Genomic DNA, 24,970 nt, shown 5'->3' with positions numbered 1-24,970 from the left:
CCGGCCGCTACGTTTCCGGCCGGGGCGTCCCGGAGCGGTCCGCGGCCCCCTTTCCGGCCCTCCGCCCGAACAGCCGGGTGAGCGGCGTCGCCGTCACCCCGTGTACGAGCACCGACGCGCAGATGACGAGGCTGCCCACCGTCCATGCCAGATTGGTCGGCGTCTCGCGGACCGACAGGCTGGCGTAGAACAGCGCGGCGGCGCCTACCGGGCCGAACCAGCCGAGGAATGCGGCCTCCCGCACGCCGTGGACAGACCTCATGAACGGCCCCAACGCCAGGAAGGCGGGCAGGCGGCGGAGCAGGAGAACGGCGACGACCAGCACGGGACCACGCCAGCCCAGCTCGGCCCACTCCTGCCAGGGCAGCGTGATACCGAGCAGGACGAACACGGGAAGCAGGAAGAAGTCGTTGGCCGCCTCCTGGACCTGTTCCTCGTCCCGGTCCTCCTGCTCGGAGATGACGTTTCGGAACACGAGCCCGGCGACGAACACGCCGAGCAGACCGTTGGTCTTCGCCAGCTCGGTCGCGCCGAGCACGGTGACGGTCAGCGAGAGGCTGAAGACGATGTAGGAGGTCCGGGCCACGCGATCGCTCCGGTGCGCCCACCTCAGCGCCCGCCCGGCCGCGTACCCCAGTGCGCCGCCGAACACCACGGCGAAGAGCACCTCCCACAGCATGACCCTCAGCAGCCATTCCGACAGCGCGTCGCTCGGGGGCAGCGTCAGCATCAGAACCGCCAGGAACACCAGCGGATAGCTCAACGCGTCATTGGCCCCCGCCTCAGCGGAGAGGAAATGCCGCATCCGCGCGGGGAGGTTCCGCTCGGCTTCGGACCCCTGGACGATGGTGCTGGAGATCACCGGATCGGTCGGCGCTATGACGGCCCCCACCAGCAGCGCCACCCAGAGCGGGACCGCGAGGACCGCGTAGGCGAGGAGCCCGCTCACCAGCCACATGGCGATCATGACCGGTCCCAGCACGATGGCGAGCGATCGGGCGTGCGTGCGCAGATAGTCGCGGGGCAGGCGCAGGGCGATGGCCATCAGCGACACAGCGACCGTGAGCTGGGAAAGCCGTTCCAGAAGGACGGTCTCCTCGCCCAGTTCGGCCGGCGTGAGCAGGCCCAGGACCTCCGGACCCAGCAGGACCCCTAGAAGGAGGGCGAGCAGCGGGCCGGACAGGAAGTGCTGTTTGATCGGCCCGGACAGCAGGCCCAGCACCAGGACCGTCGCCCCGATCGCCGTAAGCCCGACGTCGAACGCCGTCACCCCATCGCCCCCAGGCTCCCCCGAGCGTACCCCCGCATTCTCACCGATCACGGGGCGTGGTCGCCCTGTGGGACACGCCGTTGTGGACAGAAGACGGCGGTGCCCTGCCGCCCGGGTCCGGGCGGCAGGGCACCGCCGCTTCGCTTCCTCAGCCGATGATGAACGACGCAGCGCCCCATGCGACAGCGAGGATGGAGAGCACGATTCCGACCCATGCCAGGATCGTGCCGATCCGCACCAGGTTCTCGCCCTCCAACTCTCCGCCGGAGCGCCGGATCCTCGACCGCGCCTTCGGACCCATGATCAGCGCGGCGACCACGCCGACCACCCCGATAACCGGAACCAGGGCGAGGATGCCCAACCATAGTGTGGTCGTGGCCCCGCGGTCGGTCTCGGGCCAGTACTCCATGTCGAGGTTGTCGTAGCCCGGGTACGGATCGCCCGCGGCACCGCCGAGCGGCTGGTCGTCGAAGCCGGGGAAATCCTCTTGGAGGGAGGTGCGGCGGCCACGGGGATCCTGTTCGGGGTGCTGCCCCTCGTATTCGTCGTAGTTCGCCTCGCCGTACTCGTCGTAGCGGAACTCGGCGTCCTCGTCGCCGTAACGGCGTTCGGCACGGTCGCCGTAGCCGTAACCGTCGTCCTCGGCCGCATAGCCCGCGGCGCCATGCGGCGGGTACTCCTCAGGAGGGCCGTAGGAGTCGTACCGTCCTCAGCGGGGGGCTCGTCGTAGCCGTACCCGGGTGCTGCGGTACCGGTGAACCCGTCCGCAGAGCCCAAGGGCTCGTCGCCGTACTCGCCGATGCGGCCAGCGGTGTACTGTCCGTAGGCTCCGTACTCCCCCTCCGGGGCACGGTCCCACTCATCGACGCGGCGGTCCGCTCCGAGATCGTCGGAGACGACCGGCATCTCCTGGGTTCCCAACCCCGGATCGGACGGGTTGTAGGGACGACCGCCCCACTCGCGCGGCTCGGCACCGGGTTCCGGCCCACCGGGATCCTCCGGACGGGGCCAGACCTGCTCGGTCGCGCCCGCGGAGGGCGGCTCCTCTGCGGGGGCTCCGGCGTCCGGCGCACCGAGGTCGCCCAGGTACCGGTCCGCGAGTCCGGGGTAGTCGTCCCCGAAGCGGTCGACCGGAGCGGCGGGCCCGCCCGTGTACGGGTCGGGGCCCGACTCCGGGTCGCCGGCGGCCGGGGCGCCGAGATCGGGCCGGAACGCGTGGGTCGCCTGGTCGGGTGCGCCGCCGCGCCGCTTCTCCTCGGCGTCGATGGCGGCCTGGCGCAGCTCCTCGGGCAGGGTGAAGTCATCGCGGTTGAATGCCCAGGTATTGCCGCTTCCCGTGCCCAGTCCGCCACCGCTCGCGCTACCGGAGGGAAGCCCCGACACCGGATCCGCCGTCCCGGGCGCCGCTCCCCAGCGCTCCTCCGGTCCGGCCGTCCCCCCATCCGGCTCGTCGAACCGGTCCCTCGTGATCCCCGCGGGGTCCGCCTCGCCTGGAGCATAAGTTCCGTACTCCGGATACCCGGTACCGCCACCGGGGGCACCGGCGTACGGCACGGCTTCGCCGTCCGGACCGGGCCGGTCGGTGCGGGGCCGGGAGAGCTCGTCGTCGTAGCGGTCCGGAGCCTCCTTCGAGTAGAGGGCATCAGAGCGGTCCCCGAGGCCGCCGGTGCGGTCTCCGAAAGGCACCGCACCGTAGGAGCCGATCTCCGGCGCGGGGGCCGCACCGGTCTCGGGAGGCCCGGAGGAGCGCGGTGCCGTGCGGGGACCGTCGAGCGGGTCGTTCAGCGGGTCGGCGAGTCGGCTGATGCGGGCTTCGGGGCTCTCACCCGGATCGCGGTACCGTCCCGCCGCGTAGCCGGTTCCTCCGCTTCCCCCCGTCTCCTGGGGAGCGGAAGGACGGTCGCCCCCGGCGCCGAAGGCGTCAGAGCGCTGCCACCCGGTGCCCTCCGCGGGCGCGGAGCGATCAGCGGGCCACCCTCCTACGCCGGCGGCGGAGTCCTCTCTCGGCGCGGGATCGGTGAACACGTCCGCCGATCCGGGAGCGCTCGACTGCCACTCGTAATAGCTCCCGGTCCCTCCGAGAGGATCGGGCGCGGCGGGGTAGGCCCCGCGAGGCGCACCCGCCTCGTAGTCGCGGTACTGACCGCCCTCGTAGCCGCCCTGCTCGTATTGTCCGAACGAGGAGTCGCTCCCGTAGCCGAAGGACCGCTGCCCGCCGGTGGACTCCCAGTAGGCCCCGGCTTCCGGGCTTTCCGCCGGCCGTGCCGTGAACTCTCCCTGCTCCGGGGGCACGCTCGGGGCGTAGGGCTCTCCCCCGGCCGGCGGCTGCCCGCCGGCGGGCTCCCAGTACGCACCGGTGCCACCGCTCCCCTGTCCCGGCCACCCGGTGGACCCCCCTGAGCCCGCCGGAGCCTGGGGCTCGTACGGCGCCCCGCCGCGAGGAACGCTTCCCATGGGACTGGAGCCGCCTCCCAAGCCGGAGCCCCAGCCGTCGTCCGCCGGCGCCGCTTCCGGAGCGTAGCGATCGGACGGCTCCTCCTGCGAGGGGCCGAGGTCCGGAGCGTAGGGACGGCTCACCGATTCCGGGGACGGCGGGTTCCCCGCGCTGTCCCCCGCCCCCGGGTACACAGGGGCACCCGGGTAGGAGGACGCCCCTGAGTAAGGGGAGACCCCTGGATAGGAGGAGCCGGGGAACGCGGAGGGCTGTCCGGACTGCCCCGAGGCCGGTGGGGTGCCGGGCCCGGGCCCCCCCAGGCCGCTGAGGGCCGAGGGATAGGCTCCGCCATGCCCGGACGCTCACCGCTCATTCCCGGGTAGCCACCGGTGCGCGGGAATCTCTCGCCTCCTGCGGGTGGTTCCTGGCCCGGATGCTCTCCAGGGGCCGCGGACGCTCTGTCCGAGTCCCAGCGGTCCTGGTACTCGGCAGGTCCTTCGCTCTGCTCGCTGTACGGGTCCTGGTAGTGCGTCTGAGCGCCGTACCGGCCGCCGGTCGGCGTGAACCATGAGCCCGCGTCATCCTGCCGCGGCTCGGGTTCATCACCTGGCGTTCCGTACGGCGCTCCCCCGTTATCGGTCACTGTGTTCGATCTCCAGACCGCGCCTGAGCGCTCGAAGCCCCATCCGAATCCGAGTATGCCGAGCGACAACGACGAACGGCGGCAGCGCCCCCTCCATTGGAGTGCGCTACCGCCGTCGCCAGATCAGTCACCTGATCTCACGGGCCGTCCCTCGACTCACCTGTTGTAGGGGCCGAAGTCGTACTCCTCCAGCGGAACCGCTTCGCCGGATCCCTGACCAAAGGTGTACTCACTGGGCTCCTCGTAGCCCGAAACGGAGTACATCGACGCCTTTGCCTCCTCGGTCGGTTCGACCCGGATATTCCGGTACTGCGGCATACCGGTACCCGCCGGGATGAGCTTACCGATGATGACATTCTCCTTGAGGCCCACGAGGGGGTCACTCTTGCCGTGAATGGCGTTCTCGGTGAGCACCCGCGTGGTCTCCTGGAAGGAGGCCGCGGACAGCCACGACTCTGTGGCCAGCGACGCCTTGGTGATCCCAAGGAGCACCGGCCGCCCGGCCGCCGGCTGGCCGCCTTCGGCCACCACCTGGCGGTTGATCGCCTCGAACTTCGGACGCTCGACCATCTCGCCGGGCAGCAGCTCGGTGTCGCCGGACTCCAGGATGTTCACCCGCTTGAGCATCTGGCGCACGATGATCTCGATGTGCTTGTCGTGAATCGAGACACCCTGCGACTTGTAGACCTCCTGCACCTCCGACACCAGGTGCTGTTGGACCGCGCGGGGACCCTGGATACGCAGCACCTCGTGCGGGTTGATGGCGCCCTGGATCAGCTGCTGGCCGACCGAGACCTGCTCGCCGTCGCTCACCAGGAGCTGGGCCCGCATGGGCACCGGGTAGGAGATCTCGTCCGAGCCGTCGTTCGGGATCAGGATGATCTTGCGACTCTTCTCGGTGTCGTCGATCCGGATCCGGCCGTCGAGCTCGCTGATTGGGGCCACACCCTTGGGGATGCGGGCCTCGAACAGCTCCTGCACACGCGGTAGACCGTGCGTGATGTCCTGACCGGCGGAACCGCCCATGTGGAAGGTCCGCATGGTCAGCTGGGTACCCGGCTCGCCAATGGACTGGGCGGCGATGATGCCGATGGCCTCACCGACGTCGACCGGCTTGCCTGTGGCCATCGAGCGGCCGTAGCAGGTGGTGCACACCCCGATCTTGGCCTCGCAGGTGAGGGAGCTGCGCACCCGCACCTGCTCGACACCGTGGGCGACCAGCGTGTCGATGATGCCCTCGGAGGTGTCGGTCAGAGCCGGGACGACCAGCTCGCCGTCCTTCACGACATCCTCGGCGATGGTCCGGCCGAAGCCCGTGTTCTCGACGTTGTGCTTGCGCACGACGACGCCGCGGGCGTTCTTCTCGCCGATCTCCTGCCAGATCGAGCGGTCGGTGCCGCAGTCGAGCTCGCGGACGATGACGTCCTGCGCGACGTCCACCAGACGGCGCGTCAGGTAACCGGAGTCGGCCGTACGCAGCGCGGTGTCGGCCAGACCCTTGCGCTGACCGTGGGTGGAGATGAAGTACTCCAGCACCGACAGGCCCTCGCGGTAGGAGGACTTGATCGGGCGCGGGATCGTCTCACCCCTGGTGTTGGAGACCAGACCGCGGATACCGGCGATCTGCCGGACCTGCATCGGGTTACCCCGGGCACCGGACTGGACCATCATCCACACCGGGTTGTCCGCTGGGAAGTTCTCCTCCATCTCCTCGGAGACCTCGTTGGTGGCCTTGGTCCAGATCTCCGTGAGCTCCTGGCGGCGCTCGTCGTCGGTGATCAGACCGCGGTCGAACTCCCGCTGGATCTTGTCGGCCTGCTTCTCGTAGCTCTCCAGGATGTCCTGCTTGTGCGGCGGAGCGACGACGTCGTCGATGCCGATGGTCAGCCCCGAGCGGGTGGCCCAGGTGTACCCGGCGTCCTTCAGCGCGTCCAGCGTGGTCGCCACCTGCGCCTTCGGGTAGTTCTCCGCCAGCTCGTTCACCAGTGTGGAGATCTGCTTCTTGGCCACCTGGTAGTTGACGAACGGGTAGTCGACCGGTGTGGTCTCGTTGAACAGGTACCGACCGAGCGTGGTCTCCAGGACGTAGCTGCCGCCGGGCTCGTGGCCCTCAGGCCGCACCCAGTCGCGCGGCGGCGGGATGTCACCGGGGACCCGGAGGCTGATCCGCGCCTGGAGATCGAGTCCTCCAAGGTCGTAGGCCATGATCGCCTCAGCCGGCGAACGGTAGGCGTGGCCCTCTCCCTTCGCCCCCTCCTTGAGGGTGGTCAGGTAGTAGAGCCCGATCACCATGTCCTGGGTGGGCATGGTCACCGGCTTGCCGTCGGACGGCTTCAGGATGTTGTTGGTGGCCAGCATGAGCAGCCGCGCCTCGGCCTGCGCCTCCGACGACAGCGGCAGGTGGACCGCCATCTGGTCGCCGTCGAAGTCCGCGTTGAACGCGGTGCAGACGAGCGGGTGGATCTGGACGGCCTTCCCCTCGACCAGCTGCGGCTCGAACGCCTGGATACCCAGCCGGTGCAGGGTCGGCGCCCGGTTCAGCAGCACCGGGTGCTCGGTGATGACCTCTTCGAGGACGTCCCACACCACGGATCGGGACCGCTCCACCATCCGCTTGGCGCTCTTGATGTTCTGCGCGTGGTTCAGGTCGACCAGGCGCTTCATCACGAACGGCTTGAACAGCTCCAGCGCCATCTGCTTGGGCAGACCGCACTGGTGCAGCTTCAGCTGCGGACCGACGACGATGACCGAACGGCCGGAGTAGTCGACGCGCTTACCGAGCAGGTTCTGCCGGAACCGGCCCTGCTTCCCCTTGAGCATGTCGGAGAGCGACTTCAGGGGGCGGTTGCCCGGTCCGGTAACCGGACGGCCGCGGCGGCCGTTGTCGAACAGCGCGTCGACGGCCTCCTGAAGCATCCGCTTCTCGTTGTTGACGATGATCTCCGGCGCACCGAGGTCGAGCAGTCGCTTGAGTCGGTTGTTCCGGTTGATCACCCGGCGGTACAGGTCGTTCAGGTCGGAGGTCGCGAAGCGGCCGCCGTCGAGCTGCACCATGGGCCGCAGGTCCGGCGGAATGACCGGGATGCAGTCGAGGACCATGCCCATGGGGCTGTTCCGGGTGTTCAGGAACGCCGAAACGACCTTCAGCCGCTTCAGGGCGCGGGCCTTCTTCTGCCCCTTGCCGCTGCGGATGGTCTCGCGCAGCTTCTCCGCCTCGGCGTCGAGGTCGAAGTTGGCCAGCCGCTCCTGGATGGCCTGGGCGCCCATGCCGCCGCGGAAGTACTTCCCGAAGCGGTCCCGCATCTCGCGGTAGAGCATCTCGTCGCCCTCCAGGTCCTGGACCTTGAGGGACTTGAAACGGTTCCAGACCTCTTCGAGGCGGTCGATCTCGCGCTGGACCCGGTCGCGGATCTGGCGCATCTCGCGCTCGGCGCTCTCGCGCACCTTGCGCCGGGCGTCGCCCTTGGCCCCCTGCTCCTCCAGCTCGGCCAGGTCGGCCTCAAGCTTGCGGTGCCGCTCCTCGACGGAGGAGTCGCGCCGCTGCTCAAGGTGCTGCCGCTCGACCGAGATACGCGCCTCCAGCGACTGCATGTCGCGGTCGCGGGCCTCGGTGTCGACCCAGGTGACCATGTACGCCGCGAAGTAGATGATCTTCTCGAGATCCTTCGGGGCGAGGTCCAGCAGGTAGCCCAGACGGCTCGGCACGCCCTTGAAGTACCAGATGTGGGTCACCGGTGCGGCGAGTTCGATGTGCCCCATGCGTTCACGCCGGACCTTCGCCCGGGTGACCTCAACACCACAGCGCTCACAGATGATGCCCTTGAACCGGACGCGCTTGTACTTGCCGCAGTAGCATTCCCAGTCGCGGGTGGGACCGAAGATCTTCTCGCAGAAGAGTCCGTCCTTTTCCGGCTTAAGGGTCCGGTAGTTGATTGTTTCCGGCTTCTTGACCTCACCGTGCGACCACTGACGGATGTCGTCGGCGGTGGCGAGGCCAATACGCAGCTCGTCGAAGAAATTGACGTCGAGCACTTAATTCGTCCCCTGCTCTTTAAGATCGCGGAAGTTAGACCTCTTCGACACTGCTCGGCTCTCGCCGACCAAGGTCGATACCAAGTTCTTCCGCTGCACGGAAGACGTCCTCATCGGTGTCCCGCATCTCGATGGACATACCGTCGCTGGACAGCACCTCCACGTTCAAACAGAGCGACTGCATCTCCTTGATGAGCACCTTGAACGACTCGGGAATGCCCGGCTCAGGGATGTTCTCGCCCTTGACGATCGCCTCGTAGACCTTCACGCGGCCCAGGACGTCGTCGGACTTGATCGTGAGCAGCTCCTGCAGCGCGTAGGCGGCGCCGTACGCCTCCAGCGCCCAGACCTCCATCTCGCCGAAGCGCTGGCCGCCGAACTGCGCCTTACCGCCCAGCGGCTGCTGGGTGATCATCGAGTACGGACCAGTGGAGCGCGCGTGGATCTTGTCGTCCACCAGGTGGTGGAGCTTCAGGAAGTAGGTGTAACCGACCGCGATCGGCTCGTCGAAGGGCTCGCCGGTGCGCCCGTCGTAGAGCACGGTCTTGCCGCTGGAGTCGATCAGGCGATTCCCGTCCTCGTTGGGCAGGCTGGACTCCAGCAGACCACCGATCTCGTCCTCCCGCAGACCGTCGAACACCGGAGTGGCGACCTTTGTTCCCGGCGAGATCTCGGAGGCGCCGATGGCGTGCATGGATTCCTTCCAGGCCGCATCGTTGCCCTCGACTCTCCAGCCGTTCTGGGCCAGCCAGCCGAGGTGGATCTCCAGGATCTGCCCGACGTTCATCCGGCCGGGCACACCCAGCGGGTTCAGGACGATGTCGACCGGGGTGCCGTCCTCCATGAACGGCATGTCCTCCAGCGGGAGGATCTTGGCGATGACGCCCTTGTTCCCGTGCCGCCCGGCGAGCTTGTCGCCATCGGTGATCTTGCGCTTCTGCGCCACGTAGACGCGGACCAGCTCGTTGACGCCCGGAGGCAGCTCGTCGCCGTCGTCGCGGCTGAACACGCGCACCCCGATGACCTTGCCGGACTCACCGTGCGGGACCTTCAGCGAGGTGTCGCGGACCTCGCGCGCCTTCTCACCGAAGATCGCGCGCAGCAGCCGCTCCTCAGGGGTCAGCTCGGTCTCGCCCTTCGGGGTGACCTTGCCGACGAGGATGTCGCCGTCGACGACCTCGGCGCCGATCCGGATGATGCCCCGGTCATCGAGATCGGACAGCACCTCTTCGCTGACGTTCGGGATCTCCCGGGTGATCTCCTCGGGTCCCAGCTTGGTGTCGCGGGCGTCGACCTCGTGCTCCTCGATGTGGATCGAGGAGAGGACGTCGTCCTGCACCAGGCGCTGCGAGAGGACGATGGCGTCCTCGTAGTTGTGGCCCTCCCAGGACATGTACGCCACGAGCAGGTTCTTGCCGAGCGACATCTCGCCCTGCTGGGTGGACGGGCCGTCGGCGAGCACCTGCCCTTCCTCGACCCGCTGCCCCTCGGTCACGATCGGGCGCTGGTTGAAGCAGGTGCCCTGGTTGCTCCGCCGGAACTTGCCGAGGCGGTACGTCTTCCGGGTGCCGTCGTCGGCCATGACGGTGACGTAGTCCGCCGTGACGTCCTCCACGACACCGGAGTCTCCGGCCAGGACGACCTCGCCGGCGTCGGTGGCGGCGCGGTACTCCATGCCGGTACCGACCAGCGGGGACTCGGCGCGCAGCAGCGGCACCGCCTGGCGCTGCATGTTGGACCCCATGAGCGCCCGGTTGGCGTCGTCGTGCTCCAGGAACGGGATCATGGCCGTCGCGACCGACACCATCTGGCGCGGCGAGACGTCCATGTAGTCGACCTCGTCCGCGGACACCGCCTCGAACTCCCCGCCCTTGCGGCGGACCAGGACGCGGTTGTCGGTGAACGAGCCATCGGCCCCGACCGGAGTGTTGGCCTGCGCGATGACGTAACGGTCCTCTTCGTCGGCCGTCAGGTAGGCGATCTCGTCGGTCAGCTTGCCGTCGACGATCCGCCGGTACGGGGTCTCCACGAAACCGAAGGAGTTGACCCGCCCATATGCGGAGAGCGAACCGATCAGACCGATGTTCGGCCCCTCAGGGGTCTCGATCGGGCACATCCGGCCGTAGTGCGACGGGTGGACGTCGCGCACCTCGAAGCCGGCGCGTTCACGGGAGAGACCGCCGGGCCCCAGCGCCGAAAGACGGCGCTTGTGGGTCAGCCCCGCCAGCGGGTTGGTCTGGTCCATGAACTGCGACAGCTGGCTCGTGCCGAAGAACTCCTTGATGGAGGCGACGACGGGCCGGATGTTGATCAGTGTCTGCGGCGTGATCGCCTCGACGTCCTGGGTGGTCATCCGCTCGCGGACGACGCGCTCCATGCGGGCGAGGCCCAGGCGGACCTGGTTCTGGATGAGCTCGCCGACGGTACGCAGCCGGCGGTTGCCGAAGTGGTCGATGTCGTCGGTCTCGATCGGGAACGTGCCCTGCGGCGTTTCCAGTTCCTCCTCGCCGGCGTGCAGCCGGACGAGGTAGTCGACCGTGGCGACGATGTCGTCTTCGGTCAGCGTCCCCTGGCCGATCTCGGTCTCGAGACCCAACTTCTTGTTGATCTTGTAGCGGCCGACCTTCGCGAGGTCATAGCGCTTCGGGTTGAAGTACAGGTTCTCCAGCAGCGCCTGGGCCGACTCCTTCGTGGGCGGCTCCCCCGGGCGCAGCTTCCGGTAGATGTCCAGCAGTGCGTCGTCGGTACCCGCGGTGGGGTCCTTCTCCAGCGTGTTGCGGATGGATTCGTACTGGCCGAAGCGCTCCAGGATCTGGTCGGTCGTCCAGCCGAGCGCCTTCAGCAGGACCGTGACGCCCTGCTTGCGCTTGCGGTCGATCCGGACGCCGACGAAGTCGCGCTTGTCGACCTCGAACTCCAGCCAGGCACCGCGCGACGGGATGACCTTGCACCCGTAAAGGTCCTTGTCCGAGGTCTTGTCGACCTGGCGGTCGAAGTACACGCCCGGCGAACGGACAAGCTGCGAAACGACGACGCGCTCGGTGCCGTTGATGATGAACGTGCCCTTGACGGTCATGAGCGGGAAGTCGCCCATGAACACTGTCTGGCTCTTGATCTCACCGGTGTCGTTGTTGATGAACTCCGCCGTGACGAACATCGGGGCGGAGTAGGTCATGTCCTTGTCCTTGCACTCCTCTTCGGAGTACTTGGGCGGCTCGAACCGATGGTCTCGGAACGAGAGCGACATGGTGCCCGAGAAGTCCTCGATCGGGCTGATCTCCTCGAATATCTCTTCGAGGCCGGACTGCTCCGGAACGTCCTTGCGGCCGGCGTTACGGGCCGCCTCGACTCGGGTATTCCACTTCTCGTTGCCGAGCAGCCAGTCGAACGAATCGGTCTGCAGAGCGAGAAGGTTAGGGACCTCAAGCGGTTCCTGAATGCGGGCGAAAGAAACGCGGTTCGGACCAAGGGCGTTAGCGGAGGCGTTGCGCGAGGCTGCCAACAGGGGTCCTTCCGAAGGCTTGTGGCGGTTGATGCGCGCGCACGCCGGACGACCCTCATGTCTGAGGAGAACGACCGGTGTGAGACAGGTCGGCTCTCATCTCGTGGAGCACGTGCTCAGCTCCGAAACCCCAAGGGAATTCGGACACAACACACGGTCACCGGCACAGGGATCGTCAAAGGGCAGCGCAAAAGGGCAGTGTAGCCGAATACTACACCGCTGTCCAACAACGGCCCCCGGAGTCTGTCACGACACCAGGCAGCATCGCCTTAACGGGCGAATCCGTCAAGCCCAGAGCAGCTGTATCCGGCCAATCGGCCGCCGTGAGAGGCCCCACAGCCCCGGATAAGTGTGAACGAGGCGACATTGGGAATGATTTACCGATCCAGAGGTCAATCGGGGTCCCGCTGCGCGGCGGCGCCGACGCTGCTCCGCGGAGCTCGCCGGCCCCGGAAGCACGAGAGGGCGGCCACCCCCGCAGGAGCGGCCGCCCCGTGTAACCGGAAGAGGGCTACTTCAGCGTGACCGTGGCGCCGGCCCCCTCAAGAGCCTCCTTGGCCTTGTCCGCGGCCTCCTTGTTGACGCCCTCAAGCAGCGGCTTGGGCGCGTTGTCCACCAGGTCCTTGGCCTCCTTCAGCCCGAGGCTCGTGAGACCACGGACCTCCTTGATGACCTGGATCTTCTTGTCTCCGGCGGACTCGAGGACGACGTCGAACTCGTCCTTCTCCTCCTCAACGGCGGCCTCGCCACCGCCGACCGCCGGAGCAGCGACGACCGCGGCGGCCGGAGCGGCGGCCTCGACGTCGAACTTCTCCTCGAACAGCTTGACGAACTCGGAGAGCTCAAGGAGGGTCATCTCCTCGAAAGCGCTGAGCAGCTCTTCGTTGCTGAGCTTCGCCATGGTTGCGATCTCTCTTTCTCTAACAACACGCGCGTACACCGACGCGGTGCCGATCCCCGACACGGCGTCTGGACGCCCCTGCCGGGTCCGGGGTTTTCTTAGGCTTCTTCCGAGCGCTTGTCGTGCAGCGCCTGGGCGAGCCGCACGGTCTTGGTCGGCAGCGCCTGGAACAACCGGGCGGCCTGGCCCTGCTTGGCCTTGAACGCTCCGGCCAGTTTCGAGAGCAGAACTTCGCGGGACTCGAGATCGGCCAGCTGGTTGATCTGCTCCGGCGTCATCGCCTTGTCGTCGATGACGCCGCCCTTGATCACCAGCGGCGAGTTCGCCTTCGAGAAGTCACGCAGCCCCTTCGCGGCCTCGACGACGTCACCGCGGACGAAGGCGATGGCCGTAGGGCCCTGGAACAGGTCGATGACCTGCTCGTCAAGACCGGCCTCTGTGGCGGCGATCTTGGTCAGCGTGTTCTTGACGATGCGGAATCGCGCGTTCTGGCCGAGGCTGCGGCGCAGTTCACTGACCTGCGCCACGCTGAGCCCCCGGTACTCGGTCAGCACGGCGCCCTGCGAGCTCTGGAACTCCTCCGTGAGCTCGGCGACCGCGGCTGCCTTATCCGGCCTCGCCATGGGACTCCTTCCAAAAATGAACGCCGGCGGTTCCCAAGGGGCCGCACGAAGGAGGCGGAACGCATAAAAAACGCCCCGGCGCGGGTGTGCGCGGGGCCAAGAGGCCCATGCCGCAAAGGCACGGATCGCAACGACTCACTCACACCTGCGCTGGCCGCCCATTTCGCATGGAACCTTAGGTCACCCTTTGGGTGACGACCGGCGGTCTTCGGCGTCTCCAACGATACTAAAGACCGCGGAGTGCTGCGTACGCCGGGGGCACCCCTGAACGCGCGAAGTGCCCCGGCCCGTACGGGCCGGGGCACTTCGCGCGCCGTGTGAGCCGTCCTCAGAGGGCGGCGGCGAGGTTACGCGTGGCGTTCGGGTCGATCGGGATACCCGGGCCCATGGTGGTCGTCACGGTGACCTTCTTGAGGTACCGCCCCTTGGCAGCGGAGGGCTTGAGCCGCAGCACCTCGTCGAGCGCCGCGCTGTAGTTCTCGACCAGCTGCCGCTCGTCGAAGGACACCTTGCCGATGATGAAGTGCAGGTTCCCGTGGCGGTCCACGCGGAACTCGATCTTGCCGCCCTTGATGTCGCCGACGGCCTTGGCGACATCGGGGGTGACGGTACCGGTCTTCGGGTTCGGCATGAGGCCGCGGGGCCCGAGCACCCGGCCAAGGCGGCCGACCTTGCCCATGAGGTCGGGCGTGGCGACGACCGCGTCGAAGTCCAGGAAGCCGTTCTGGATCTCCTGGACCAGGTCGTCGTCCCCGACGAAGTCGGCGCCCGCGGCGCGGGCCTGCTCGGCACGGTCACCGGTGGCGAAGACCAGGACCCGAGCGGTCTTGCCGGTGCCGTGCGGCAGGTTGACCGTGCCGCGGACCATCTGGTCGGCCTTGCGCGGGTCGACGCCCAGGCGCAGCGCGACCTCGACGGTCGCGTCGAACTTGGCGACGCTGCTCTCCTTGGCGAGCTTCACGGCCTCGGCCGGCGAGTGGAGCCGGCTCCGGTCCACCAGCTCGCTGGCTTTGCGGTGGTTCTTGCTGCGCTTCACGTGACTCTCCTGATCGAAAGCTGTGGTGTGCGGGCCAGCGCCTGGCCCTGCCACTGCGGGTTCTCCTCGGCGCCCCGTCGCCCCCTTGTACGAAGCTTCCCCCGGCGCGCCAGCGCCCCCCCTGTGGGTGGAGGCGGGTGACGGGAGGGCTACTTGACCTCGATCCCCATGGAACGGGCGGTGCCGGCGACGATCTGCTCAGCACGCTCGATGTCGTCGGTGTTGAGGTCGGGCAGCTTGGTCTGGGCGATCTCCCGGATCTGGTCGGCCGTGACGGAACCGGCGCGGGTGCGCTTCGGGTCCGCGCTGCCCTTGTCCAGGCCCGCGGCCTTGAGGATGAGCTTCGGGGCCGGCGGCGTCTTGGTGACGAAGGTGAACGAGCGGTCCTCGTAGATGGTGATCTCTACGGGGATGACGCTGCCGCGCTGGCCTTCCGTAGCAGCGTTGTACTGCTTGCAGAAGTCCATGATGTTGACGCCGTGCGGACCGAGCGCGGTACCGACGGGCGGGGCCGGTGTGGCCTGGCCAGCGGGCAACTGGACCTTGACCAGCGCTGCGATCTTCTTCTTCTTGGGAGGCATTTCGGGTCCTTTGCCTGACTCGCTCTGTCGTTTAGGTCCCTGACACTCCGCATGCGTGGGGTGTACAGGCCGGATCCGTGCGGCGCCGGACCATGGGCCGGCCTCCACACGATGTGGAGGACCGCGCATCCACCGGGACCCGAGCGGATCGCGAATACGCCCCGCCGGAGCGGGGCGCGATGGTTCCGCCTGTAAGGCGGACCCACCAAGTCTACGCGCTCACCAGCCCGCCTCGCGCGGGAAGGGGCCGGCGCACGCCAACGAGGGCACTCCCGGCAGGTCCGCCGGAAGGCGCCGGATCGGCCTCAGATCTTGGAGACCTGGTTGAAGCCCAGCTCCACCGGGGTCTCGCGGCCGAAGATCGAGACGAGCACCTTCAACTTCTGGGTGTCGGCGTTGATCTCGCTCACCGTCGCGGGAAGCGTGGCGAACGGACCCTCCATCACGGTGACCGATTCGCCGACCTCGTAGGCGACGTCGGAACGCGTCTCGGTCTTCTCCTTCTGCACCTGCTCCGGTTCTTCCTCCGCCTCCGGCGCGAGAAGCTCGGCGACCTCCTGGAGGCTCAGCGGAGCGGGGCGGTTCGACAGGCCCACGAAACCGGTGACACCCGGCGTGTTGCGGATGGCGGCCCAGGACTCGTCGGTGAGGTCCATGCGCACGAGGACGTAACCCGGCAGCACCTTCTCCGTGACCTGCTGGCGCTTACCGCTCTTGACCTCGGTGACCTCCTGCGTGGGTACCTCGACCTGGAAGATGTAGTCCTCCATGTTGAGCGACTGGGTGCGGCTCTCGACGTTGGCCTTCACCCGGTTCTCGTAACCCGCATAGGTGTGCACGACGTACCAGTCGCCCGGAAGCAGCCGGAGTTCTATCTTGAACTCTTCGACGGGGTCGAGCCTGGGAGCCTCCTCCGGCTCGCCCTCTTCCGCCGTGGCGCCTCCGGCCTCGTCCGCGGCCTCCTCGGCCGCGTCGCTGGCCGCCGCCTGCTCCGTCTCTTCCGCCGACGACTGATCCAGCTCCTCGGTGGGGAGGTCGTCAGAGGTCAGTGGGGACTCGGACACGGCTGCTCTTTCTCTCGTCGGTTACGCGCTCTGGGCCGGCTCGATGATCGATAGCGCCGGTACCAGTCCCTGCCCAGCTTACGGTCTCGGCGATGGTAATGGGACCAGCCGGGCGTGTTGATCCAGGGCGCGCCGCTACTGCGGAACGGCCGGCGCCTGGCCGCCCGTCTCACCGCTGCTCCCGAACGTTCCGTAGAGCCAGGTGACGGCTTCGCCGAACCCGTAGTCGAGAAGCGAGACGTAACCGACCATGATGAGCACGAACACCATGACGACGATCGTGTAGGTGACGAGCTCGCGGCGGGTGGGCCAGCGGACCTTCCGCAGTTCGCCCACGACCTGCTTGACGAAGGTCACCGGACCGGTTCGACGCTGGGGCCCCCGGTCCGGCTTAGCCGCGGCGTCAGTCTGTGTCACCTGAGGTCCTTAGGAGTTGACGGTCCGGGTCGGGAGAGTTCCACCGCGCTCGCTCGCGGTGCCCCGCATCCTTCTCAGAGTGCCTTGCAGGGCAGGAGGGACTCGAACCCCCAACCGCCGGTTTTGGAGACCGGTGCTCTGCCAATTGAGCCACTGCCCTTCGGGATTCCGTACGGCTCCCAGGATAGCGAGGCGCTTTCCGCGGGGCGCAAGCCATTATCGGGCACACACCCGTTGAGGTGACCTCACCATCGGTCAAAGAAGTCTATGCCCTATCCCCGCCTAGCACCAACCCGGCCGCTCCGGCCTGCCGGAGGGCCCTGCCGACGGTTCGGCACCGGCGGCACCCCCGCATGCCGGGAAAGCCACTCGACACCTCATGCAAGCATAGTGAACATGACTGAGCGACCTCGCATCTCCGCACGCATCGGCGGCATTTCCGAGTCAGCGACACTGGCCGTGGACGCCAAGGCCAAGGCCATGAAGGCGGCCGGGCGTCCCGTCATCGGCTTCGGCGCCGGGGAGCCCGACTTCCCGACACCCGACTACATCGTCGAGGCCGCGGCGAAGGCCTGCCACGAGCCCCGCTTCCACCGCTACACCCCGGCCGGCGGCCTGCCGGAGCTCAAGGAGGCAATCGCGGCCAAGACCCTGCGCGACTCCGGCTACCGGGTGGAGCCGGGCCAGATCCTGGTGACCAACGGCGGCAAGCAGGCCGTCTACGAGGCGTTCGCCACGTTGCTCGACCCGGGCGACGAGGTCATCGTCATCGCCCCCTACTGGACCACCTACCCGGAGTCCATCAAGCTGGCCGGCGGCGTTCCCTCCTACGTGGTGACCGACGAATCGACCGGCTACCTCGCCGCCGTCGAGCAACTGGAGGCGGCGCGCACCGCCCGGACCAAGATCCTGCTGTTCGTCTCCCCCTCGAACCCCACCGGCGCCGTCTACCCGCCGGAGCAGGTCCGCGAGATCGGGCAGTGGGCACAGGACAACGGGCTCTGGGTCCTCACCGACGAGATCTACGAGCACCTGGTCTACGGCGACGCGCGCTTCAGCTCCATTCCGGTGGAGGTGCCCGAACTCGCCGAGCGGACCGTCGTCGTCAACGGTGTCGCCAAGACCTATGCGATGACGGGCTGGCGCGTCGGGTGGATCGCCGGCCCCCAGGACGTCGTCAAGGCCGCCGGGAACCTGCAGTCGCACGCCACGTCGAACGTCGCCAACGTCTCCCAGGCCGCCGCTCTGGCCGCGGTCTCCGGCGACCTGAGCGCCGTGGCCGAGATGCGCGCCGCCTTCGACCGGCGCCGGCAGACCATCGTCCGGATGCTGAACGAGATCCCCGGCGTCATCTGTCCGGAGCCCCAAGGGGCGTTCTACGCCTACCCCTCGGTCAAGAACGTGCTCGGCAGGGAGATCCGCGGGCAGCGCCCGCAGACCTCCGCCGAGCTCGCCGAGGTGATCCTGGAACAGGCGGAGGTCGCCGTCGTCCCCGGTGAGGCGTTCGGCACCCCGGGATACCTGCGGATGTCCTACGCGCTGGGCGACTCCAACCTGGCCGAAGGTGTGGGCCGCATCCAGAAGCTGCTGAACGAGGCGCAGTAGCACCACCGGCCCGAACACGATCGCCCGGAACGGCGGCCGTTCCGGGCGATCGTGTTTTTCTCCGCCGCCTTAGGCGACACGAGCGCTCTTAAGGCACCCTTGTGTCATGCACCGCCCCATCGCCCGGCTTCCAAAGGCCCACCTGCACCAGCACTTCACCGGTTCCATGCGGCACACCACCCTGGTCGAGCTCGCCCGCGAGCGCGGTGTGCACCTGCCACACGCCCTGGTGGAGGAGTGGCCGCCGAAACTGCGGGCAACGGACGAGCGCGGCTGGTTCCGGTTCCAGCGTCTCTACGACATCGCCCGTTCGGTGCTGCAGCGGCCCGAGGACATCTACCGCCTGATGCGGGAGGCGACCGAGGACGAGCGCTCCGCCGGCTCGGGGTGGCTGGAGATCCAGGTGGATCCCAGCGGCTACGCCTCGCGTTTCGACGGCCTCACCGCCACGCTCGAACTCATCTTGGACGCGGCTCGGACGGCCGAGCGCGATACCGGAGTCGGTATCGGGATCATGGTCGCGGCCAACCGCACCAAGCACCCGCTCGACGCCAAGGCGCTGGCCCGGCTCGCGGCGCAGTACAGCGGTCGCGGCGTGGGCGCGTTCGGGCTGAACAACGATGAGCGGCGGGGGCGGGCCCTGGAATTCGAGGGGGCGTTCCGGATCGCGCGGCGCGCCGAGCTGGTGTCGGCCCCGCACGGGGGCGAGCTCCACGGCCCCCGGAGCGTGCGGGAGTGCCTGGACGAGCTGTCGGCCGATCGCCTTGGCCACGGCGTACGCGCGATCGAGGACCCCTACCTGGTGGAGCGGATCGCCACCCAGGAGGTCACGCTGGAGGTCTGCCCCACCTCCAATGTGAGTCTGGGGGTGGTCGAAGAGATCGGGCACGTACCGCTGCGCCGACTGTTCGACGCGGGGGCGCCCATCGCCCTGGGCGCCGATGACCCGCTGCTGTTCGGGCCCCGGCTGGCCGAGCAGTACGAGATCGCCCGCTCGGTGTTCGGCTTCTCCGACAACGAGCTGGCACTGCTGGCCCGGATGTCGGTCAACGGCTCGACCGCGCCCGACGCGCTGAAGAAGGAGCTGCTGGCAGGAATCGACGCCTGGCTGGCGGCCCCACCGGTCGAGTGAGCCGGGAGAGAGTCCGCCACACGGGCGGCAAAGGCCCGGAGACTCAGATCGCCACCATCCGCACGCCCTGGAAGGTCATCACCGCTCCCGCGGCGAAGAAGGCGATCGCCGCGCCGAGCTGCACCGCCCTCTCGGGGAGCTTCTTGCCGAGGACGGCGCCGAGCGCGATCGCGATGGCGTCGGCGAGCACCATACCCAGGGTGGACCCGAGCCACACCGGCAGCCAGTGGTACTGGGTGCCGACGGCGATCGTGGCCAGCATCGTCTTGTCGCCGAGCTCCGCGACGAAGAAGACCGCGCACACGGTGAGGAAACCGGACCGGATGCGCCTGGAGGCCGCGCGCTCCTCGTCCCTGTCGCTGAGCTCGTCGCCGCGCAGCGTCCAGGCGCCGAAGACGAGGAAGGAGACCCCGGCGGCGAGCGTGATCCAGGCGGTGGGAAGCGCCAGCCCCAGAACCTCGGCGACGAGAACGCTGATGGCGTGTACCGCGAAGGTCGCCGTCGTGATGCCGAGCAGTACGGTCAGGGGCCGGTAGCGCGTCGCCAGGGACATCGCGACGAGCTGGGTCTTGTCACCCATTTCGGCGACGAAAATAGCCCCGGTGCCCACCGCCAGCACAATGAGGAATTCCACAGAGTCTCCACCCGTCGTTTCAGCCCGCAGGGCGGAGGCGAAAAGCGGGAACGACACTCCGACCCGCAGGCGCTGCCTGCCGGATCAAAGGTCTCGTCCGCCCGGAAAACCCCAGGCCCGTGCGACCGGGCCTGCTTTACGCCGGCCAGTCTGTCGATCGCACGATTCGGGACTACTCCCCTTCGCTAAATTCGACTTTAGCAGAGAATTGGCGGCACGCAATTTATCGGCGCCGCAATCGATTTCAATGGACTTTCCCAATAAAGGAGTTCGGCACACCGAAAACAATTACTTCCCGGGCCTACCTCAAAGGCCGGCGCCCACCATTACGGGCTCGTTCACCAGGGTCACCCCGAACACCTCGGCGACGCCGGCGCGCACCTCGCGGGCCAGTTCGAGCAGGTCGGCCGTTGTGGCGCCTCCCGGGTTGGTCAGCGCGAGGGTGTGCTTGGTGGAGATCCGGGCCGGGCCGCGACCGTAGCCCTTGCCGAATCCGGCGTGCTCGATCAGCCACGCGGCGGACAGCTTGACGCGGCCGGTCCCGTCCGGATGGGCCGGCGGTTCCACGTCCGGTCCGAGCCGTTCCGCGACGCGCTTACCGAACTCGGTGAACTCTTCGGGACCCAGGACGGGGTTGGTGAAGAAGGAGCCCGCGCTACGCGTGTCAGGGTCGCCGGGATCGAGCACCATGCCCTTGCTCCTGCGCAGCCGCAGTACGACGTCGCGCGCCTCCGCCAGCGGCACCTGGTCGCCGATCCTGGCCCCCAGCGTCCGGGCGACCTCCGCATAGCGGACGGGGCGGCTCCGGTGGGCACGCGTGAGCTCGAACACCACCTCGCAGACGACGTAGCGGTCGTCACCTTTGAAGATGCTGTTGCGGTAGGTGAAGCCGCACTCATCGCCGGCCATGACGCGCCGCTCACCGGTGCGCCGGTCGTAGACCAGCACCTCCGCGATGGTCTCGCTGACCTCCTGGCCGTAGGCGCCGACGTTCTGGATGGGGGTGGAGCCGACCCGGCCGGGGATCCCGGAGAGGAACTCCAGACCGTTGAGCCCTTCGGCGATGCTGTACTCCACGAGGGTGTCCCACTCCGCCCCCGCGCTCACGCGCAGCTGCACCCGGCCGCGTCCGGCCGGGCCGACCGGTGTCAGGCGCACCCCCTGGGAGTCCACGTGCACGACCGTCCCGGGGAAGCCGTCGTCGCCGATGACGAGGTTGCTGCCGCTGCCGATTAGGAGCACCGGCTCACCGACGCTGTCGGCCGCCGCCACGGCACTGACCAGTTCCTCGGTATCGCGGGCGGTGACGAACCGGGCCGCGGGACCACCGAGGCCGAGCGTGGTGTAGTCGGCCAACGGGACGTCGTGGACGGGAGCAGTGGTCACGGGGCACCTCTGGTGGGACGGGAGGCCGGAGCCGGCGCGAGCACGGCCGACTACGGGACGGATTAGGCGAGTCGGACGACGGCGGTGGAGCCACCCAGTACCTTCACTCCTTTGGAGCGCGCGGTGATGGCCACCACGACCTGGTTGTCGTCGAGCTTCTTCTTGATGACGCCGCTCACGGTGACCTCGGCCCCCTTGTCGTCGTCGGGCACCACGACGGGGGCGGAGAAGCGCACACCGAACTCGACGATCGCTCCGGGGTCGCCGACCCAGTCGGTGATGTAACGCCCCGTTTCGGCCATGGTGAACATGCCGTGGGCGATCACGTTCGGCAGGCCGACCGACTTGGCGACGCGCTCGTTCCAGTGGATCTCGTTGAAGTCCCCGGAAGCCCCCGCGTAGCGGATGAGATCGAGCCGCCGCACCGGGTAGGTCTGCTCGGGCAGCTCCTCGCCCACCTCGACGTCGGCGTACTTGATTGTGGCTGTCATGAACAGGTCCCCTTCTTCCGCTACCGCCCCGCGGTGCCGTCGTCCTCGGCCCCGCCGCGCACGACGAGCGTGTTGACGGCGGTGACGATGTGCTCACCGTCGACGGTGAGCATCTCGCTGTCGAGCGTCATGAGCTCGTTGCCGCCGAGCGCCTTGATGTCGGAGATGCGGGTGACGCACTCCACGAGGTCACCCGCCTCCATGGGGCGGCTGTAGCGGAAGCGCTGTTCGCGGTGGACCACCATCGAGAAGTCGAGGCGCAGCTCGGGGTCGACGATCGCCTGCCCCGCGCCCGCCATGCCCAGGATGATGGGGAACGTCGGCGGCGCGATGACGTCGGTGTACCCGGCGGCCCTGGCCGTGGCCGTGTCGCTGTAGATCGGGGTCGGGTCCTGGATCGCCTCGGCGAACTCCCGGATCTTGCCCCGGGTCACCTCATAGGGTTCCGGGGCCCGGTACTCCCGCCCCAGAAAATCACGGTTGATCGCCATGCAGTCCCTCTCACGCCGCGTATCCGGTCACTGCCGCCCCAACACGACCGGAGCACCACACACTCATAGCCCAGTGAGCGGTACCGCTCACTGGGCTGGATGCGCATGAACGCCGGTCCGGTCCCGGACCCGGCGGGCCGCCGGGCCGGTCCGCCGCGGGTTCTAGCGAGTCTCGCGGTGCTCGGAGTGCGACCGGCAGTTGGGGCAGAACTTCTTCAGCGTAAGGCGGTCGGGGTTGTTCCGGCGGTTCTTACGCGTGATGTAGTTGCGGTGCTTGCACTCCTGGCACGCCAAGGTGATCTTCGGCCTCACGTCAGTGGTAGCCACGTCGGAGTGCCTTTCTGCTGGAAGACTTGGACACTACAAAAGACCCACGAAGACCCCTGATTCGTTCAGGGCCAGGGGTCGCGCAGGTAGTAGCGGGGGCCGGACTTGAACCGACGACACAGCGATTATGAGCCGCTTGCTCTACCGACTGAGCTACCCCGCCTCGCTCCGGGACATCCGGACCACTCTCGGGGAGGATACCGGAACCCGGTCAGACCGGCGGACGAGATTTCCGCCGACCACCCACCTGAGTGAATCGGAACCTCATCAAGTGGTGGAGCCCCTTTACGGAATCGAACCGTAGACCTTCTCCTTACCATGGAGACGCTCTGCCGACTGAGCTAAAGGGGCACGCCTCCGGGGAACCCGCTCCGGGATCCGCCCTCCGCGTTGGTCACGACTATACAGCCCCCGCGGGGTGCTCTGCCAAATCGGGACTCCGGGCCGCGCTGCGCCTCCAACGGCACCCGCGTCGCGCGCCTCCGGTGCTCAGTCCCCGTAGCCGGTCACCCGGACGTTGGACATCGAGTCCCGGTGGAGGGAGCGGATCGTCGCGGGCAGCCCCAACCGCTGCAGCGCGTCGGGCAACCGGGTGTCGTGGGTGAAAACGACGAGTTGCCGGTACCGCCCCACCTCCGCGAGCACACTCGACAGCCCTTCGACGGTCTCGGTGTCCATGGCCTGCACGGGATCGTCCAGCACGAGGAAGCCGAACGGATTTCCGGGGACCATCGTGCGCGGCAGGCAGATCGACAGTGCGAGCGCCTGGAACTCTCCCTGGCTGAGCAGCCCGGGCGAGTTGGCGTCGCTCTCGGCTCCGTCGACGGCGACGTCCACCGCCACCCGGCGCTGTGTCCCCCGCCCGACCAGGCGCAGTGCTTCCAGGTCGATGTAGCGTTCCTGGCGCAGCAGGTGCCAGACCTGCTCGGCCTGCGCCGCGAGCGGGTGCAGCCGCTCGGCCCGGATCTCCCGCGCCTGTTCGGTGAGCCAGCGCAGGGCCTGCTCGGCGGGATGCAGGGTCTCACTGGCGCGCATTGACCTGCGGGCGTCGTCGATCCACGCCGAAAGCTGCTCGGCCAGCTCCGCCCAGCCGTCCGTGGGGTCCTCCAGGCGCGCTCCGGCCGCCTTGCGCGCGGCGTTGGCCGTGGAACGCAGCTTGCGCCCAACGGCCTCGATGTGATCGGCCAGCTCTCCCAGATCGGTGAGCTGGGCCCCAGCCTCCCACTCCGCCCAGACGCGGCCGAGCTCGCTGTCGGCGGGCAGCCAGGACGGCATCGGGGCCATCAGGAACCGGGCCTGGTCGCGGGCGGCGTCGGCGCGCTGGTAGGCGGCGGCCGCGGTGGCGGCCGACGGCTCAAGAGCGGCGATCTGCGCCTTGGCCTTCGCCGCCCATCCCGGACCGAACGCCTCGCTGGTACCGCAGGTGGGGCAGTCGGAGTCGGTGGGGTGCCGGCGATGATGCTCCAGCGCCTGCCGGAGCAGCTCCACGATACCCCGGGCGCGGTCGCCCTTGGTTCCGGCGGCCATGGCGAGTTCCATGGCGGCACCGCGCAGCTCGTTGACGACATCGGTGAGGATGGCGCGCTCGGGCACCGAGAGCCGCCGCAGCCGGCGCAGCACCACCTGCTGCCCGGGATCGGCGGGGCCGTTGTCGGCGGCGATGCTCCCCAGCCGGTCGAGGTCGATGGACGGGGCGGTCAGGACCTCCACGGCCCGCGCGGCGCGCGGATCGCCGCTCTCGCGCAGCCGCTCGACCAAGTGGGGAAGGTCCTGGTTGGGGCGGTCGCGCTGTTTGGCCAGCTTGTCGCACATCCTGGCCAGGCGGCGCTCGGCCTCGGCCAACTCGGTGATGCCGAGCAGGGCGGTGAGCGTGTCGTAGAGCTCGGCGGCGCGCCCGGTGACAGCCCGCCCGAGCTCGTCGTAGGAGAGGAACGGGCGGTAGCGTCCGAGCTCTGCCTCCCACCCCAGGCCGCGCAGCGTGGTCGTCTCACCGGAAGGCCACTCGACCGCGCCACGGGCCGAGCGCACGCTGTCGCCGGTCCAGGTCCGGGTGACGCGGGTCGGAACGGTGTCGCCGGACAGCATCAGGTCGATGGTGGCCTCGGTGTGCTCCTCGTAGTGCAGGTTGCGCCAACCGTCGCGCCACGCCGTGGGCATCGCGTCCCAGCGGAGGTTGCGTCCAGTGAGGGCGGCCTCGGCCGCCTCGGCGAAGCTGGACTTGCCCGAACCGTTGCGCCCGACGATGACGGTCAGCCCGGGGGTCGGCGGGAAGTCCAGCGCGGCCGGAGGACCGATACCGCGGAACCCCTGGACCTCGATACGGCTCAGGTAGCTGTGCCGGACCGGACCGGACTGCGGGGCCGCGGCCGGGGCGGCCGCGGGCACCGGCGGGGCCTCGCCG

At 68.5% G+C, this 24,970-nt stretch carries 19 protein-coding genes and 3 tRNA genes; 2 read left to right on the top strand and 20 right to left on the bottom strand.

What is annotated here, in order from left to right; genetic code table 11:
* Positions 1 to 7: 7 nt before the first annotated feature.
* The 12 genes from VS93_RS15435 to VS93_RS15380 all read right to left on the bottom strand — a co-directional run bounded on the left by VS93_RS15435 (position 8) and on the right by VS93_RS15380 (position 16,663).
* The gene (locus VS93_RS15435; protein ID WP_156184859.1) at positions 8 to 1,270 is read right to left on the bottom strand and encodes a cation:proton antiporter domain-containing protein; all 1,263 of its coding nucleotides are present in this window, start codon (positions 1,268 to 1,270) and stop codon (positions 8 to 10) included.
* 148 nt (positions 1,271 to 1,418) lie between these two features.
* Positions 1,419 to 1,589 (bottom strand): hypothetical protein, encoded by a 171-nt coding sequence (locus VS93_RS15430; RefSeq protein WP_156184858.1) that lies wholly within the window; start codon positions 1,587 to 1,589, stop codon positions 1,419 to 1,421.
* On the bottom strand, positions 1,574 to 3,847 hold the full coding sequence (locus tag VS93_RS15425; protein ID WP_156184857.1) for a hypothetical protein: 2,274 nt from the start codon (positions 3,845 to 3,847) through the stop codon (positions 1,574 to 1,576). Before VS93_RS15425 ends, VS93_RS15430 begins: the two co-directional genes overlap by 16 nt.
* A gap of 656 nt (positions 3,848 to 4,503) precedes the next feature.
* A complete protein-coding gene (locus tag VS93_RS15420; RefSeq protein ID WP_046470623.1) occupies positions 4,504 to 8,379 on the bottom strand; it encodes a DNA-directed RNA polymerase subunit beta' in 3,876 nt (1,291 codons plus the stop codon).
* 34 nt (positions 8,380 to 8,413) lie between these two features.
* Entirely contained in the window at positions 8,414 to 11,881 is a 3,468-nt protein-coding gene (gene rpoB, locus VS93_RS15415) for a DNA-directed RNA polymerase subunit beta (protein ID WP_046470622.1), read from the bottom strand.
* Between the two features lie 511 nt (positions 11,882 to 12,392).
* Positions 12,393 to 12,782, bottom strand: a complete 390-nt coding sequence (rplL, locus tag VS93_RS15410) for a 50S ribosomal protein L7/L12 (RefSeq protein ID WP_046470621.1) — start codon at positions 12,780 to 12,782, stop codon at positions 12,393 to 12,395.
* Positions 12,783 to 12,880: 98 nt separating this feature from the next.
* Positions 12,881 to 13,405, bottom strand: coding sequence for a 50S ribosomal protein L10 (rplJ, locus tag VS93_RS15405; protein WP_046470620.1), 525 nt, complete (start codon positions 13,403 to 13,405; stop codon positions 12,881 to 12,883).
* Positions 13,406 to 13,733: 328 nt separating this feature from the next.
* Positions 13,734 to 14,441 (bottom strand): 50S ribosomal protein L1, encoded by a 708-nt coding sequence (gene rplA, locus VS93_RS15400; RefSeq protein WP_046470619.1) that lies wholly within the window; start codon positions 14,439 to 14,441, stop codon positions 13,734 to 13,736.
* 149 nt (positions 14,442 to 14,590) lie between these two features.
* Positions 14,591 to 15,022 carry a 50S ribosomal protein L11 gene (gene rplK, locus VS93_RS15395; RefSeq protein ID WP_046470618.1) on the bottom strand — a complete coding sequence of 144 codons (432 nt, stop codon included), beginning with the start codon at positions 15,020 to 15,022 and terminating at the stop codon, positions 14,591 to 14,593.
* Between the two features lie 305 nt (positions 15,023 to 15,327).
* Positions 15,328 to 16,086, bottom strand: coding sequence for a transcription termination/antitermination protein NusG (gene nusG, locus VS93_RS15390; RefSeq protein ID WP_046470617.1), 759 nt, complete (start codon positions 16,084 to 16,086; stop codon positions 15,328 to 15,330).
* Between the two features lie 135 nt (positions 16,087 to 16,221).
* Positions 16,222 to 16,503, bottom strand: a complete 282-nt coding sequence (gene secE / locus VS93_RS15385) for a preprotein translocase subunit SecE (RefSeq protein WP_046470616.1) — start codon at positions 16,501 to 16,503, stop codon at positions 16,222 to 16,224.
* An 87-nt stretch (positions 16,504 to 16,590) separates the two neighbouring features.
* Positions 16,591 to 16,663, bottom strand: a tRNA-Trp gene (locus VS93_RS15380).
* 236 nt (positions 16,664 to 16,899) lie between these two features.
* On the opposite strand from VS93_RS15380, the gene VS93_RS15375 reads away from it, so the two are divergent.
* On the top strand, positions 16,900 to 18,108 hold the full coding sequence (locus VS93_RS15375; protein WP_046470615.1) for a pyridoxal phosphate-dependent aminotransferase: 1,209 nt from the start codon (positions 16,900 to 16,902) through the stop codon (positions 18,106 to 18,108).
* 106 nt (positions 18,109 to 18,214) lie between these two features.
* On the top strand, positions 18,215 to 19,240 hold the full coding sequence (locus VS93_RS15370; RefSeq protein ID WP_046470614.1) for an adenosine deaminase: 1,026 nt from the start codon (positions 18,215 to 18,217) through the stop codon (positions 19,238 to 19,240).
* Positions 19,241 to 19,283: 43 nt separating this feature from the next.
* Here VS93_RS15370 and VS93_RS15365 read toward each other — a convergent pair whose 3' ends face one another.
* From VS93_RS15365 to VS93_RS15330, 8 genes are all read right to left on the bottom strand, one after another.
* Positions 19,284 to 19,874: a TMEM165/GDT1 family protein gene (locus VS93_RS15365; RefSeq protein WP_082126915.1), complete on the bottom strand. Its 591-nt coding sequence runs from the start codon at positions 19,872 to 19,874 to the stop codon at positions 19,284 to 19,286.
* Positions 19,875 to 20,180: 306 nt separating this feature from the next.
* On the bottom strand, positions 20,181 to 21,260 hold the full coding sequence (locus tag VS93_RS15360; protein WP_046470613.1) for a UDP-N-acetylmuramate dehydrogenase: 1,080 nt from the start codon (positions 21,258 to 21,260) through the stop codon (positions 20,181 to 20,183).
* Between the two features lie 62 nt (positions 21,261 to 21,322).
* Positions 21,323 to 21,751, bottom strand: a complete 429-nt coding sequence (locus VS93_RS15355) for a MaoC/PaaZ C-terminal domain-containing protein (protein WP_046470612.1) — start codon at positions 21,749 to 21,751, stop codon at positions 21,323 to 21,325.
* 20 nt (positions 21,752 to 21,771) lie between these two features.
* Positions 21,772 to 22,242, bottom strand: a complete 471-nt coding sequence (locus tag VS93_RS15350; protein ID WP_046470611.1) for a MaoC family dehydratase N-terminal domain-containing protein — start codon at positions 22,240 to 22,242, stop codon at positions 21,772 to 21,774.
* 162 nt (positions 22,243 to 22,404) lie between these two features.
* Positions 22,405 to 22,569, bottom strand: coding sequence for a 50S ribosomal protein L33 (gene rpmG, locus VS93_RS15345; protein WP_046470610.1), 165 nt, complete (start codon positions 22,567 to 22,569; stop codon positions 22,405 to 22,407).
* 90 nt (positions 22,570 to 22,659) lie between these two features.
* Positions 22,660 to 22,732, bottom strand: a tRNA-Met gene (locus VS93_RS15340).
* A gap of 112 nt (positions 22,733 to 22,844) precedes the next feature.
* A tRNA-Thr gene (locus tag VS93_RS15335) sits at positions 22,845 to 22,920 on the bottom strand.
* 138 nt (positions 22,921 to 23,058) lie between these two features.
* A partial coding sequence (locus VS93_RS15330) for an ATP-binding protein (protein WP_046470609.1) occupies positions 23,059 to 24,970 on the bottom strand: 1,912 nt, incomplete at its 5' end.

This window comes from Allosalinactinospora lopnorensis (assembly GCF_000981225.1).
In the GTDB taxonomy this organism is placed as follows: Bacteria; Actinomycetota; Actinomycetes; order Streptosporangiales; family Streptosporangiaceae; genus Allosalinactinospora; species Allosalinactinospora lopnorensis.
Note: the sequence above shows the minus strand (reverse complement) of the source record. Positions and strands in the feature narration are given on the sequence as shown.

What these genes read in the sequence shown, in the direction of transcription:
- rplL (WP_046470621.1), bottom strand. Translation starts at nt 12,782, where the DNA reads ATGGCGAAGCTCAGCAACGAAGAGCTGCTCAGCGCTTTCGAGGAGATG.
- VS93_RS15355 (WP_046470612.1), bottom strand. Translation starts at nt 21,751, where the DNA reads ATGACAGCCACAATCAAGTACGCCGACGTCGAGGTGGGCGAGGAGCTG.
- rplJ (WP_046470620.1), bottom strand. Translation starts at nt 13,405, where the DNA reads ATGGCGAGGCCGGATAAGGCAGCCGCGGTCGCCGAGCTCACGGAGGAG.
- VS93_RS15370 (WP_046470614.1), top strand. Translation starts at nt 18,215, where the DNA reads ATGCACCGCCCCATCGCCCGGCTTCCAAAGGCCCACCTGCACCAGCAC.
- rplK (WP_046470618.1), bottom strand. Translation starts at nt 15,022, where the DNA reads ATGCCTCCCAAGAAGAAGAAGATCGCAGCGCTGGTCAAGGTCCAGTTG.
- VS93_RS15350 (WP_046470611.1), bottom strand. Translation starts at nt 22,242, where the DNA reads ATGGCGATCAACCGTGATTTTCTGGGGCGGGAGTACCGGGCCCCGGAA.
- VS93_RS15375 (WP_046470615.1), top strand. Translation starts at nt 16,900, where the DNA reads ATGACTGAGCGACCTCGCATCTCCGCACGCATCGGCGGCATTTCCGAG.